The organism is Actinoplanes sp. NPDC051513, from assembly GCF_044454685.1.
GTDB lineage: Bacteria > Actinomycetota > Actinomycetes > Mycobacteriales > Micromonosporaceae > Actinoplanes.
In genome coordinates this window covers 23571-37687 of sequence record NZ_JBITDW010000034.1, presented here as the reverse complement: position 1 = coordinate 37687, position 14117 = coordinate 23571, and the positions used below count along the sequence as shown (strand labels likewise).

The window sequence follows — 14117 nt, the reverse complement described above, 5'->3', positions numbered from 1 at the left end:
GTCAGACGCAGACGCCGGTGCCTTCCAAAACCCCTTTCCGGTACGCGGAGATGCGGTCGAACGCGGAGGGACCGCCGTTGCCCGCGTCGCCGAACGCCAGCAATGCCGCCACCGCTTCGTCGAGGTCGCCGGGGGAGAGCCGGATCCTCTCGTCCCCGGCCTCGCCGGTGAGCAGGTCGTTGGTCCACGACCCGGCCAGGCAGTCCACGGTCAGCTGCCCGGTCTTGCCGGTGGTGGACTCCCCGCGCCGGTCCTGCACGGCCCGCGCGAAGAGGTCGCCGAACACCATGCCGACCGCGAAGTCCCCTATCCGGTCGTACAGCTGTGGCCCGAGCTTGGCAGTGTCGAAGGCGATGAAGTCCGGCGAGGGGCAGTAGTACGCCTGGTCCTCGACCGCGGCGTCCGGGTCGTCGCAGTCCGGCGCCTGCCCGGCGTCGATGACGTCGACCCGCTGCCACTGCTCGTCGGTGATCTCCGGGAAGGTCCGGGTCCAGTACGCCTGCGCGTCCTGGGCGAGCAGGTTGACGGCGTCCTCGTACGGAAGCTCGCCCCCGCTCGCCGCCTCCTGCTCGGTGCTGAACGGAACCTCGGTGACCTGGAGGTTGCCGGCCTCGTAGCCGGCGCACTTCGCGGGGCCCTGCTGGACGCCCTCCTGGAACGCCCGGATCCGATCGAACGCGTTGCCGTGCGCCCCCTCCGCCACGGCCGGCGTCCCGGGCTGGTCGCGCAGCATGAGGATTCCCGCGACGGTGTCGTCGAGCTGGGCGGCGGCCGGCTTCTTGAACGCCGCCGAATGCCCGGCCTGCACGTCCGCGAGCCACGCACCGGCGAAGCAGTCGGCCTGCTGTTCGAGCACCACGGTCTGCTGGCCGGTGTTGCCGAGGCGGGCCTGGATCGCGTGCCCGTACTCGTGGGCCATCACCACTCCGACGAGCAGCGGCCCGTAGTCCTCCTGCAGCTGGGGGATCAGGTTCTGCGCGTCCCAGGCGATGTAGTCGCCGTCGGGGCAGTAGAACGCGTTCGGCTGGTAGCCCGCGGACTGGCCACCGCATTCGAGCGGCGCCGACTTCTCGATGTAGGGGTGGAACCCGCCCGTGACGGCCTGGAACTTCTTCCCGCCCGAGATCTTCGGGTACTCGCCCGTCCAGTACCGCTCGACGTCGTCGAGCGACCGGGTGACGACGTCCGGCGACTTCTGCGGCCGCCGGTCCTGCGCGCCGTCGTCCGAGGGCGCCGGCACCAGCCCGCACCCGGCCACCGACAGCGCCAGAACCCCGGCCACGACCCGCAAAGCCCGCATACCCTCAGGAGTACCCGACCGCCGCAACCGGCTACCGCCCCGGGACTATTTGCGCGACTGCTGGCGGTACCGGCCGGGGGCCACGCCGAGCTCCCGCTTGAACGCCTTGGCGAAAAGGCGAACTCGGACGTGTATCCGGTGCGCTGCGCGACGGACTGCACCGGTTTGTCGCTGTCGCGCAGCAGCTGCGCCGCCAAGGTCATCCGCCACCAGGTCAGGTAGCCGAGCGGCGGTTTGCCGACCAGCGTGGTGAACCGTCGGGAGAACGCCGCCCGCGACAGCCCGGCCTTCGTGCCCAGCTCTTCGACCGTCCACTGCCGGGCGGGTTCCTGGTGGATGTGGCGCAGCGCCGCGGCGATCACCGGATCGCGAAGCGTCGCGGCCCATCCCGCGACCGGGCCGTCGGTCTGCTGGGCGAGCCACGCCCGCAGGATGTAGAGCAGCATCATGTCCAGCAGGGCCGCAGACCGGGTAGCCGGGGGCGGTCGATGCGCAAGGCCGGGCTCTCCATGGCGTGCGGCGTTGACGGACGCGCCATGGAGATCTCGGCCGGACACCTCAGCCCTTGATGGCGCCGGCGGTCATGCCGGCGACGATCTGGCGGTTGAAGAACAGGAACATGATCAGCGGGGGGATGGTGATCAGCAGGATGTTCATGAACAGCAGGTTGTACTGGGTGGAGTACTGACTGGAGAAGTTGTAGAGGGTGAGCTGGACCGTCGCGTTCTGGTCGCCCGGCAGGAAGTACAGCGGGTTGGTGAAGTCGTTGAAGACGGTCACCGACTGCACCACCACCGACGTGATGATGACCGGGCGCAGCAGCGGCAGGATCACCCGGAAGAACAATCGCATCGGGCCGGCGCCGTCGATGGTGGCGGCCTCGTCCAGCTCGCGCGGGATCGTGCCGATGAAGGCGCGGAACAGCAGGATCACGAACGACAGGCCGAACGCGATCTCGACGAGGATCAGGCCCGGCATCGTGCGGAACAGGCCGGTCTTCTGGAGCACCCAGATGGTCGGCACGACCGCGGGCGGAATGATCAGGCCGGCCAGCACCAGCATGTTGACCAGCGGGTTCCAGCGGCTCTTGCGGCGTTGCAGCACGAACGCGACCATCGCCCCGAACACCACCATGATGGTCACGCTGGCGACCGTCAGGATGGTGCTGTTGATGAACGCGATGACCAGCATGTAGTCGCGGGCCTCGAGCACGTCCATGAAGTTCTGCACGAACATGAACTGGTGGGGCCAGCTGAAGTCGAGCAGCGACGCCTGCCGCTGGTCCTTCACCGCGGTCAGCAGGATGAAGGCGAACGGCACCACGAACACGATGATCGACAGCACGACCGCGACGATGCTGAGCAGCAGGTTCTTCCGGGGGCGGCGGGAAACCACGGGAGTCGCGGTCACAGCTCGACCTCCTTCCGGTTCAGGAAGCGAGACAGCGGCAGCACGATTGCCGTCACGACCAGGAACAGCACCACGTTCCCGGCGGTCGACAGGCCGTAGAACCCGGCCTGGTACTGCTTGTAGATCACCGACGCGATGACGTCGGAGGTGAAGCCGGGACCGCCGCGGGTCATCGCCCAGATCAGGTCGAACGACCGCAGGCCGCCGATCAGCGACAGAATGATCACGGTCACCGTGGCCGGCCGGGCCAGGGGCAGGACGATGTTGCGGAAGCTGTCCCATGCGCTGGCGCCGTCGACCCGGGCCGCCTCGAAGTACTCCTGCGGGATCGAGACGATGCCGGCGATGTAGATCAGCGTCGCCAGGCCCACGCCCTTCCAGACGTCGACCAGCGCGACCGAGATCAGCGCCAGCGACGGGTCGGTGAGCCAGCCCGGCCCCTGGATGCCGATCGCCGAGAGGGACTGGTTGATCAGGCCGCGCTCGGGGTTCATCAGCACCGTGAAGGTCAGGCCGACGCCGATCGTCGACACCAGGACCGGGAAGAACACCACCGAGCGCAGGTAGCCGCGGGCGATGATCTGCGAGGTCAGCAGCATCGCGAGCAGCAGCCCGAGGACGACCTTGAGCCCGGACGTGATCACCGCGTAGACCAGCGTGTGCCACAGGCTCGACACCAGCGCCGGCTCTTTGAAGAACGTCACGTAGTTGTCGAACCCGATGAACTTCGAGTCGAAGATGCTCCACCGGGTGAGGCTGAAGTAGAACGCGATCAGCGTCGGCACGATGAAGAGCACGCCGTAGATCACGGCGGCGGGGAGATAGAACCAGTTCGGGTACGGGCTCTTGGCCCGCACCCGGCCCGCCGAGGACGCGTCGCTGCGCGTCTCGGCGGACCGGGTCACGGTGGTGGTCGCCACGGGCTGCTCTCCTACCAGCCCGACAGTCCGAGCTGCTGGGCCTGCTTCTTGACGTCCTCGTCGTAGAGCTTCGCACCCGCGTCGGCCTTGCGGATGCCGGAGCCGACCTCGACGCAGATCTGCTCGAGCGCCGGGCCCTTGACCGGGGAGAGGAACTCGAGCGCCAGGCTGGACTGGCCCGCGTCGATGTAGGTCTGCATGTCCTTCACGGCCTGCGGCACGCTGTCACCGACCGAGCAGCCCTTGACCGCGTACGGGCCGGTCGGCTGCGAGGCGGTGGTCTGCGAGTTGCAGCCGTCGACGCTGGCGATGTAGGCCAGGAACTTCTTGGCCGCGTCGAGCTTGGCGCCGGTCGTGGTGGTCGGGATGTAGACGCCGGCCGGGGCCCAGACGGTCAGGTTGTTCTTCGAGGCGTCGCTGCCGGGGATGGCGAACAGCCCGATCTTGTTCTCGGTGCCCGGGTTGTCGGCGATCAGCTGGCTGAGGGTGGCCGACAGGATCGGGTAGCTCGCGCCCTTGCCCTGGGCCAGGTACCGCAGCGCGTCGGTGACCTTGGCCGAGGCGAAGTCCTTGTTCTCGTACCCGGCCTCGTGCACCTGCTGCAGGTGCTGGAAGCCGGCCAGGGCGGCCGGGGTGGTCGCGTACTTGGCCTGGTTCTTCGTGTACTTGTCGGCGAACTGGGGGTCGGCCGAGAGCACGTTGGCGAAATCGCCGAGCACGAACAGCTGCGAGGTCCAGGTCTCGCCGTACGACTGGATCACCGGGTCGACGCCGCCGGCCTTGATCTTCGCGTTGTTGGCCATGTACTCGTCCCAGGTCTTCGGCACCGACAGGCCGAGCTTGGCGTACACGTCCTTGTTGTACATGATCGCGCCGGCCATGAAGCCGCCCCACGGCACGCCGTAGACCTTGTTGTTGGCGGTGACCGTGGTGGTGAAGTTCTTGTCGAGGTTGCCGATGTTCTGGCCGTCGTCCAGCGCCACCAGGTTCTTCTCCGGGGCGATGGCCTGGAACAGCGAGCCCGAGTTGTACATGAACACGTCGGTCATGTCACCGGTCGACAGCCGCGTCTTGATGATGTTGTCGCCGTCGGTGCCGGCCGGCCGCTGCTCGACGCTGATCGTGATGTTGGGGTTCTTGGCCGTGAAGTCCTTGCCCAGCTGGTTGGCGATCTTGACGGTCTCCTGGGCGTTGTCGACCAGGAACGACAGGCTGACCTTGCCGTCGCCGCCCGAGTCGTCGCTGGAGCCGAGGCTGCCGGCGCTGCACCCGGTCAGTGCGAGGGAGACGCTGGCGAGAAGGGAGAGTGCTATGTGGCGTGTTCTCATTTCTTACTCCTCCGGGGTTTCGTAGAGGGCGCGGAACCTGTCGGCGCCCGGGATGAAGCCGTCCGCGGTGGCGGCCTCGACGACCGTGGCCGCCGGCGCGTCGAAGAAACGCATGAGCCGGTCGGCGAGCGCGGCCTCGTCGGCCGCGACGCCCGCCTCCCGGGCGGCGGAGACAAGGCGATCCCAGCTGGGCTCGTGGTCCATCAGCTGCCGGATCGTGCTCGCCGCGGTGGTTCCGCCTGCTGACGCGTACGGGTCGGGCACGCGCCATTCGTGACGCCCATGGCGTACACCCTGGTCTTGATCTTGACCGGGCACCCGGACGTCGGCCGTGGCGCCCACCGGGACCACGACGGTCAGGCGAAGCTCGCCGCCGGACCTTTCCCAGGCGACCGACGCCTCGCCGTAGGGCGTCAGGTGCGTCGCCGACGCGCTGGTCAGGCGCGGGTTCGGCAGCGGCCGCACCTCGATGAGCTGGTATCCGGGGGAGCCGGGCGCCAGGCCCGCCACGCGCCGGTGCAGCCAGTCGGCGACCGCCCCGAGCGCGTAGTGGTTGAAGGAGGTCATCTCGCCCGGGTTGATGCTCCCGTCCGGCAGCATGCTGTCCCACCGCTCCCAGACCGTGGTCGCGCCCATGGTCACCGGGTAGAGCCAGGACGGGCAGCCGGTCTGCAACAGCAACCGGTACGCCAGGTCGGCGTGCCCCGTGTCGGCGAGCGCGTCGGTCATCAGCGGCGTGCCCACGAAGCCAGTGCTGATCCGGAAGCCGGACGCGCGCACCAGGTCGACGAGGCGGTTCCCGGCGTGGCGGCGCTGCTCGGCGTCGGGCAGCAGCGCCCACTGCAGCGCCAGCGCGTAGGTGGTCGCGGCGTCGCTGAGCACCCGCCCGCCCGGCGTGACGTACTCCCGGCCGAAGGCGGCGCGGACCTTCGCGGCGAGCTCGCCGTACTCGCGGGCCGCGTCGGCGTCGCCGGCCACCTCGGCCGCCAGCGAGACGATCTCGGCGGAGCGGGCCAGGTGGGCGGTGGCGATGACGTCCGGGTCGGCCTTGGCGCGGAACGGGTCCTCCGGCGGGGCGGTCGGGTCGAGCCAGTCGCCGAACTGGAAACCGCCCGCCCACAGCAGGCCCGGGCCGGCCAGGGCGGCCATCTTGTCGACCCAGCCGCGCATGCTGGGCAGCTGCCGCTCGAGCAGGTCGCGGTCGCCGGTGCGCTGGTAGAGCACCCAGGGCACGATCGTGGCGGCGTCGCCCCAGGCCGCGGTGGCCTGCCCCGGGCGGCGGATGACATCCGGGATCACGTACGGGACCGAGCCGTCCTTCTGCTGCTCGGCGGCCAGGTCGGCGAGCCAGTTGCCGAGGAAGCCGGCGGTGTCGAACAGGAAGCTCGCGGTGGGGGAGAAGACCTGGATGTCGCCGGTCCAGCCGAGCCGCTCGTCGCGCTGCGGGCAGTCGGTGGGCACGTCGACGAAGTTGCCGCGCATGCCCCAGACGACGTTGTCGTGGAATCGATTCAGCAGGTCGTGCGAGGACTCGAACCAGCCGGTGCGGCGCAGATCCGAGCCGACGACGACGGCCTCCGCCTCGAAGTCGGCGACACCGGTGACCTCGGCGTAGCGGAAGCCGTGGAAGGTCAGCTCGGGCTCGAGGGTGACTTCGGCCGGCCCGGCGAGCACATAGGTGTCGGTGGCCTTGGCGGTGCGCAGCGGGCGTACGCCCAGCTCGCGGTCCTCGAGGACCTCGGCGTGCCGCACGGTGATCACGTCGCCCTCGGCGCCGCCGCGGACCTTGAGGCGTACCCAGCCGACCAGGTTCTGCCCGAAGTCGATCAGGGTCTTGCTTCTGGGCGAGGCGGTGACGGAGACGGCCGGCAGCACCTCGGTGATCCGGACGGGCGGGCCGTCCGGCGCGACCAGCAGCGACAGGTCGGCGTCGAGCACGTCGACCGCGGTTGTCCCGCTCGCCGGGCGAGTTTCTTGCAGGGCGAGGAAGCTGTCGTCGCGGCGCAGGTCGGTGCTCTGGCCGTCGTAGAGGTCGTCGGCGACGATCCGGCTCTCGCGGGCGGTCCAGCCGCCGTCGGTGTTGAGCACGTGCACCGTGCCGTCGGCGGTGGTGACCTCGAGCTGGGCCAGGGCGGCGAGCCGGTCGCCGTAGACCGCGTGCCGGCCCTGGAAGCCGAGCCGGCCCCGGAACCAGCCGTTGCCGAGCAGGATCTCCAGGCGGTTGGTGCCCGTCCGGACCAGATCGGTGACGTCGTGGGTCTGGTAGCGCAGGCGGAACTGGTAGGCGGTCCAGCCCGGGGCGAGCTGCTCGTCGCCGACGCGCGCACCGTTGATCCGCGCGACATAGAGGCCGTGCGCGGTGGCGTACAGGCGGGCCTTGACGACCTCGCCGGGCAGGTCGATCTCGCCGGAGACGATCGGGGCGGCCTGACCGATGGCGCCGATCTCGCGGGGGCTGACCAGGCGGGCGGTCCAGTCGGCCGCGCCGAGAAGGCCGGCCTCGACGACCGCGGGGGCGGACCAGTCGCTCCAGGAGGCGGTGTCGCCGACGCGTACGCGTACGGTCGCCTGCTCTCTGGCCTCGAGCGGAACGCCTGGCCAGGCCACCAGGATCTGCTCGCCGGAGGCGGCCGCGTGCATCTCGGTCTCGCCGCCGCGGTTGATCTCGATTTCGTAACGGGCCTGCGCGTAGTCGTCCGGCGCCGCCGCGACCCGCCACGACAGGCGCGGGGTGGCGGTGCCGATGCCCACCACCGGGCGGTCGGCGGGATGGTGCTCGAAGCGAAGGTCGGTCGGTGCGGCGAGCTCGGGCATGACACTCCAGGTGGTGAAACGATTCAAGAACCGAACCGAGGAAGTCGATCATATTGTTTCGGCATTGTGGCGGGAAGGTTTCGCCTGCACCCGATCCTGCTGGTGGGCGTAGGTCCCGGCATAGCCCGAAGTGAACCGGAGGTAGCACGAAATTCACCTGGGGCCCTAGGGTGAGGCATGGACGTCTTCCCGGTCGAGCAGACTCGCACCCTGCTCCACATCATCGACGGGTCGCTGGCGTTCGCCGGGCACTACGTGCACGAGGACGCCCACCCCATCCACACGCACAGCTTCGTCGAGGTCGCCGTCGTCATGGGCGGCGTCGGGGCGCAGCGCAGCCTCGCCGGCCGCACCCCGCTCGAGGTCGGCGACGTCCTGGTGCTGCGGCCCGGCGTCTGGCACGGGTACGAGGACTGTCGCGGCCTCGACCTGTTCAACTGCTGCTTCTCGACCGAGCTGCTGCGGCGAGAGCTGGCGTGGACCCGCGAAGACCCGCAACTAGGCCATCTGCTGTGGACCGGGCCGTACGCGGAGCAGCGCCGTGGCATCCTGGCCGCGCACCTGCCGCCGGCCCCTCTCGGCGAGTGCGTCGAGCACCTCGAGCGGCTGCACGATCTGCGCGAGGCGTCGCTGTCCACCCACCGCGGCGATCTGATCGGGCGGCTGACGCTCTTTCTCAGCTGCCTGGCGCGGTCGGTGTGCCCGGCCGGGCCCGCGCCCGGCGCCACCCACCCGGCGGTGCTCGAGGCGATGCGGATGATGGAGGAGCGGCCCGCCTACCACTGGACGCTGAGCACGCTGGCGGCCGAGCTGCACCTGGCGCCGGGCTACCTGGTGCGGCTGTTCAAATCGGCGACCGGGTTGCCGCCGATGGCGTTCCTGTCGCGCCACCGCGTCGAGCTGGCCGCCACCGCCCTGCTGCACAGCGACCAGCCGATCAACCGGATCGGCGAGTCGGTCGGGTGGCCCGACCAGAACTACTTCGCCCGGCGCTTCAAGTCCCACTACGGGCTGAGCGCCTCGACGTACCGGGCCCGCTTCACCCGCAAGCTCGGTCTGCAGTCCTCCGCCGCCGGACATGGTTTGCCACCGGCGTCACGTGGGTAGACGGCCTTCGATCCGTTGGAGGCCACCATGGGCACTGACCTCGCGCCCGGCGGAACTCAGCGCCGCCGTGCCGTCATCGCGAGCACCGTCGGAACCACCATCGAGTGGTACGACTTCTTCCTGTACAACACGGCCGCGTCATTGATCTTTCCGGCCCTGTTCTTCCCGAAACAGGCAGCCTTCACCGGCATCCTGCTGTCCTTCGGCACCCAGTTCGTCGGCTTCGCCGCCCGACCCGTCGGCGCGGCGATCTTCGGTCACTACGGCGACCGCATCGGGCGCAAGGCCACGCTGATCGCCACGCTGCTGCTGATGGGCATCGCGACGGCGCTGATCGGGGTGCTGCCCACCTACGCCTCGATCGGCTACGCGGCGCCGATCCTGCTCACGCTGCTGCGGGTCTGCCAGGGCATCGGCGTCGGCGGGGAGTGGGGCGGGTCGGTGCTGCTCTCCATGGAGTGGGGCCATCGGTCACGCCGCGGCCTCATGGCGTCGTGGCCGCAGCTGGGGGTGCCGCTCGGGCTCGTTGCCTCGACCGGCGTCGTGCGGTTGATGACCGACTGGACCGGGCCGTCGTTCGACGAGTGGGGGTGGCGGATTCCGTTCCTGCTCAGCATCGTGCTGATCGGGGTGGGGCTGTACGTGCGGCTGCGCGTCATGGAGAGCCCGGAGTTCACCGCGGTGCGCAAGGCCGACCAGGTCGCCAAGCGCCCGCTGGTCGAGGTGATCAGGACCGAATGGCCGACGATCCTGAGCTCGGCGTTCGTGCGGCTGGGCGAGCAGGCGCCGTTCTACCTGTTCACCAGCTTCGTGCTGACCTACGGCACCAAGCATCTCGGCCTCGAACGCGACAACCTGCTCGACTACATCCTGATCGCCGCCTGCGTCGGCCTGATCAGCGTGCCGTTGTTCGGCCATCTGTCCGACATCTTCGGGAGAAGACGTGTCTACGGCACCGGGATCGTGCTGACGGCCCTGTTCGCGTTCCCGTACTTCGGCCTGCTGAACACGAAGGAGTCGATCCTGGTCCTGCTGGCCATCGTCGTGTCGCTGATCTTCCACGACATGCAATACGGTCCACAGGCGGCTCTTATCGCCGAGGGCTTCGGCACCAACCTGCGCTACTCCGGCGCCGGCCTCGGCTACCAGCTGGCCTCGGTGATCGCCGGCGGCCCCGCACCGCTGATCGCCACCAAGATCCTGCAGGAGACGGACTCCAGCACCGGGATCAGCTGGTACATCGTCGGATGCTGCGTGCTGGGTTTCGCGGCGCTGCTGCTGATGCCGCGCCGGGCCACGGCCGACGTGGCCGAGACAGAGGCGGAGCTGCGGCGCTGACGGGCCCGCGCGTGGTACTCAGGGCAGATGACTTCTGACGTGCCGCTCTTCGAGCGCGATCCGGATGCCTGGCGGGAGCGTCTTGCCGAGGGGAACCGGTCTCAGCCGCGCAAGCGGGTGAGCGCCGACGTGCTGTTCTCGGATGCCGCCGGGCGGGCCCTGCTGGTCGATCCGGTCTACAAGCCGGACTGGGACCTGCCGGGCGGGGTGGTCGGCGCCGACGAGGCGCCGATCGAGGCGGCGCGGCGCGAGATCGTGGAAGAGCTCGGGATCGTGCCGGTGGTGGGGCGGCTGCTGGTGGTCGACTGGGTCGCTCCGCACCAGCCCTGGGACGATCTGCTGGCGTTCGTCTTCGACGGTGGGGTGCTCGGCGAGGAGCAGCTGGCGAGCATCCGTTTGCAGCAGGGCGAGCTCCGGGCGTACCGGATGGTGGCGCAAGCGGAGGCGCCCGGCCTGCTCCGCGACTATGTCGCCCGCCGGCTCGTGCGGGCGATGGCCAGCCGCGACGAGGGCGGCACGGCCTATCTGCACGATGGCGAGCGGGCCGCCTGAGCTGTCGCGCGTGAGAGCGGGCCGCCTGAGCTGTCGCGCGTGAGAGCGGGCCGCCTAAGCTGTCGCGCGTGAGAGCGGGAGCTGGGGCATGCTGCACGCCGGGGTGAGGCTGGGCGACCGGTACCGCCTCGAGGACCGGCTCGGCGCGGGCGGCATGGGTGAGGTGTGGCGGGCGGTCGACGAGCTGCTGGGGCGGCCGGTGGCCGTCAAGGCGATGCTGCCGTCGGTGGCCGACGATCCCGACTTCGCGCGGCGGTTCCTGGCCGAGGCGAAGTCGATGGCCCGGGTCAACCATCCGGCCGTGGCGTCGATCCACGACTACGGCAGCGTCCAGGGCGTCGCCTACCTGGTGATGGAGCTGGTGGACGGCGAGTCGCTCGCCCAGCGCCTCGCCCGCGCCGGCCGGCTGGGCGCGCCCGAGACGATGCGGCTGATCGCGCAGGCGGCCGAGGGCCTGCAGGCCGTCCACGACCAGGGCATCGTCCATCGCGACATCAAGCCGGCCAACCTGCTGATCCGCCGCGACGGCTCGGTGGTCATCACCGATTTCGGCATCGCGCGGCACGAGGACGCCAGCCGGCTGACGGCCTCCGGCGCCATCCTCGGCACCCCGAGCTACCTCTCGCCCGAGCAGGTGATGGGCCAGGCGGCCACGCCGCGCAGCGACGTCTACTCGCTGGGGCTGACCGCCTACGAATGCCTGGCCGGGGAGCGCCCGTTCGTCGGCGACAATCCGTACGCGGTGGCGCTCCAGCGCCTGCAGTCCGCGCCGCGCACCATCGGCATCACCCTGCCCGCGCAGGTCCTGATGGTCGTGGAGCGCGCCCTGGCCACCGACCCCGCCCACCGCTGGCCGTCCGCGGCCGCCCTGGCCGGCGCGGCCCGGAACGCCACCGGCGCCCGCCCGGCCGATACGTCCCCGCGCCCGGCCGATTCCGGTCGCGCGCCGGCCCGGCCGAGCGCATCCCCGTCGAGCGCGCCCCCGTCGAGCGCGCCCCCGTCGAGCGCATCCCCGTCGAGCGCGCCCCCGTCGAGCGCATCCCCGTCGAGCGCGCCGGCCAGCCGGCCCGGTGGCACGCCGCATCCCCGCCGGAAGGTCATCACCGTCGCCTGGGTGGCCGCCGTCCTGATCGCGGCGACCACCGCCTGGTTCCTCACCCAGAGCCACCGCGGCACCGAGAACGGCGGCCATCAGGGTGACCCGACGGTGGCGGCCGCCGGCCCGACCGCACCGGCGAAGGCGGCGATCCCGGCCGGTTTCACCGCCTGCGGCCAGGGCTTCTGCCCGTCCGAGCCGATGTGCTGGGGCGGCCTCACCGCGATCGGCGGCAACGCCGAGCCGCCCGAGCGGGTCCCCTGCACCGAGGACCACTACTGGGAGACCTTCGCCGCGATCGCCTTCCCGCCCGGGGCCGCCGAGGTGCGCGCCGACGAGCTGATCGACAACGCGGTGGTCGCCAAGGCCTGCACCGCCAAGCTGATGGCCTCCCGCAGCCGCGCCCCGAAGGTGACCAGCGCCTGGCGCCGGTCCGCCTGGCCGATCCAGGCCTCCGGCAGCACGGTCACCCTCCTGCACTGCCTGGCCGGTTCCACCGACGGCGAGACGAAGACCGCCGCTTTCTGACCAGGGCCTCCATCGAAGTCAGGCCGTTCGTTCCCGCCCGGGTCGCCCTGCCGTCGGGCCGCGCTCGGCGTCGCCTTTGCTCTGACCGGAAAATAACCTCCCGGGCGATCGGCTGCGGTGACCCTGTAGGGGAAATCCCAGGTACGTGACCTCGACTGCTTAGGAACGGCCTGCTGCGAAGCCACCCGTGTCGCGGCCTTGAGAAAGGTTCGGGCGGTTGATCTCGCGGACGAGGTCGAGGTCGCGGTGGGCGACGAAGGAGTCGGCGGCGTGTCGTGAGGGTGGTGTGGCTCAGGCCGAGAGGGCGCCGTCCGCGCCGAGGGCCAGGATCACCAGCTCGCCGTGGTGATCGGTTGCGGTCAGGCGGTGGTCGTCGAGGCGGGTGAGCGCCGCGATGCCGTACCCGAACTCGCCGATCAGCCGCGGCCCCGCCGGAATCCCGGACCAGTCGAGCGTCCACGAGTAGAGCCGGAAGTCGTACGACGCTGCCACCACGACCGGAGCGTCCACCGCCCCGAGCACCGCGACCGCCTTCACCGGCTCGGGCGCGTGCAGCGTGATGCCGCGCTCGATCGCCAGGTCGGGCCCGTCCGCCACCAGCATCACCCGCACCGCCCGGTGCGCCGCCGACACCACCACCCGGTCGGCCAGCGCCGCGACCGCCGTGACCCGGGTGTCGTGCTCCCACAGCGGATGCCGGTCGCCGGCGTTCCCGGCCGTCAGGATCCGCCCGGTCGCCGCCAGCACCCCGGCCCGGAACCTTGCCGACGGCTCGGCCACCGGGGTTTCGGGCACGCCGCCACCGGTGGCCAGGTCGACCAGGTACGGCCGGCCACCGAACGTCGCCGCCGCGACCAGCGAACCCGCCGCCGCGATCGAGCGCGGCCAGAGCCGGGCCTCGGTGCGCCGCCACTGCGGCCGGCCGGCGGTGTCCAGCGCGACCAGCGCGGGGTCGTACGTGCCCGCGATCAGCGCCCCGCCGTCGGCCGACCAGGTGATCCCGCGCAGCGGCGCGTCGCCGAGGCGCACCGACCGTATTGGCAGCAGGCCGGGGTCGAGCAGCTCGATCGCCCCGTCGTCGCCGGCGAGCGCGAGGATCATCCCGTCCGGCGACCACGCGCAGTCCTCGACGGCCGCCCCGGGCAGGTACGTGATGCGCCCGGGGTCGCGCCACAGGTCGCGCACCGCGACGAGCCCGTCCGACCCCACGGTCGCCACCAGCCCGTGCGGGCTCACGGTCAGCCGTACGCAATCTTCGAGCTCACCCAGGTAGGTCTCGCCGAAGGCGTTCCACACGGCGGCCCGCGACGACGAGATCTGGCAGATCAGATGTTGCCCGTCGGGCATCCAGGCCACCGAGGTGACCGGCCCGGGGTGCCCGGCGAGGACCTTCATCTGCGACGGCGGCCGGTCGTCGACCACGCGCCACACGGCGGCCGTCCCGTCGGCGGAGCCGGTGGCGAGCAGGTCGGCCGCGGCCGGGTTGAAGGCCACCGACAACACCGCAGCGTGATGACCGAACTCGGTCACCTTCACCGGGCGCGAAGGATCGCCAGTGTCCCAGACGAAGACGCTGCGGTCATGGGAACCACTGGCCAGCCGCCCTCCGTCGGCACGGAGGGCGACACAGCTGATCGGCGCGGCATGCGCCGGCCCGTTCCCGACCGTCACCCGAACCATGCTGGACATCGACGGAGCGTGAGTCAATACAGGCGGCTCGAAGA

The 14117-nt window shown here is 70.7% G+C and carries 10 protein-coding genes and 1 pseudogene; 4 read left to right on the top strand and 7 right to left on the bottom strand.

What is annotated here, in order from left to right; all coding sequences use genetic code 11:
• Position 1: 1 nt before the first annotated feature.
• The 6 genes and pseudogenes from ACIA5D_RS47265 to ACIA5D_RS47240 all read right to left on the bottom strand — a co-directional run bounded on the left by ACIA5D_RS47265 (position 2) and on the right by ACIA5D_RS47240 (position 7799).
• Positions 2–1300 carry a neutral zinc metallopeptidase gene (locus ACIA5D_RS47265; protein ID WP_396037260.1) on the bottom strand — a complete coding sequence of 433 codons (1299 nt, stop codon included), beginning with the start codon at positions 1298–1300 and terminating at the stop codon, positions 2–4.
• A gap of 170 nt (positions 1301–1470) precedes the next feature.
• Positions 1471–1746: pseudogene (locus tag ACIA5D_RS47260) on the bottom strand (AraC family transcriptional regulator); the annotation flags it as partial.
• Between the two features lie 112 nt (positions 1747–1858).
• Complete coding sequence (locus tag ACIA5D_RS47255) at positions 1859–2710, bottom strand: carbohydrate ABC transporter permease (RefSeq protein ID WP_396037259.1); 852 nt, start codon at positions 2708–2710, stop codon at positions 1859–1861.
• A complete protein-coding gene (locus tag ACIA5D_RS47250) occupies positions 2707–3630 on the bottom strand; it encodes a carbohydrate ABC transporter permease (protein ID WP_396037258.1) in 924 nt (307 codons plus the stop codon). The genes ACIA5D_RS47255 and ACIA5D_RS47250 overlap by 4 nt, the downstream gene beginning before the upstream one ends.
• An 11-nt stretch (positions 3631–3641) precedes the next feature.
• Positions 3642–4958, bottom strand: coding sequence for an ABC transporter substrate-binding protein (locus tag ACIA5D_RS47245; protein WP_396037257.1), 1317 nt, complete (start codon positions 4956–4958; stop codon positions 3642–3644).
• 3 nt (positions 4959–4961) lie between these two features.
• Entirely contained in the window at positions 4962–7799 is a 2838-nt protein-coding gene (locus tag ACIA5D_RS47240) for a family 78 glycoside hydrolase catalytic domain (protein ID WP_396037255.1), read from the bottom strand.
• A 150-nt stretch (positions 7800–7949) separates the two neighbouring features.
• Between ACIA5D_RS47240 and ACIA5D_RS47235 the strand changes: the two genes are divergently transcribed.
• The 4 genes from ACIA5D_RS47235 (at position 7950) to ACIA5D_RS47220 (ending at position 12393) form a co-directional block, all read left to right on the top strand.
• Positions 7950–8879, top strand: coding sequence for an AraC family transcriptional regulator (locus ACIA5D_RS47235; protein ID WP_396037254.1), 930 nt, complete (start codon positions 7950–7952; stop codon positions 8877–8879).
• A 27-nt stretch (positions 8880–8906) separates the two neighbouring features.
• The gene (locus ACIA5D_RS47230; RefSeq protein ID WP_396037253.1) at positions 8907–10217 is read left to right on the top strand and encodes an MFS transporter; all 1311 of its coding nucleotides are present in this window, start codon (positions 8907–8909) and stop codon (positions 10215–10217) included.
• Between the two features lie 27 nt (positions 10218–10244).
• A complete protein-coding gene (locus tag ACIA5D_RS47225; protein WP_396037252.1) occupies positions 10245–10769 on the top strand; it encodes an NUDIX domain-containing protein in 525 nt (174 codons plus the stop codon).
• Positions 10770–10857: 88 nt separating this feature from the next.
• A complete protein-coding gene (locus ACIA5D_RS47220) occupies positions 10858–12393 on the top strand; it encodes a serine/threonine-protein kinase (protein WP_396037251.1) in 1536 nt (511 codons plus the stop codon).
• A gap of 291 nt (positions 12394–12684) precedes the next feature.
• Here ACIA5D_RS47220 and ACIA5D_RS47215 read toward each other — a convergent pair whose 3' ends face one another.
• Positions 12685–14082 carry a WD40 repeat domain-containing protein gene (locus ACIA5D_RS47215; protein WP_396037250.1) on the bottom strand — a complete coding sequence of 466 codons (1398 nt, stop codon included), beginning with the start codon at positions 14080–14082 and terminating at the stop codon, positions 12685–12687.
• Between the last annotated feature and the right edge of the window lie 35 nt (positions 14083–14117).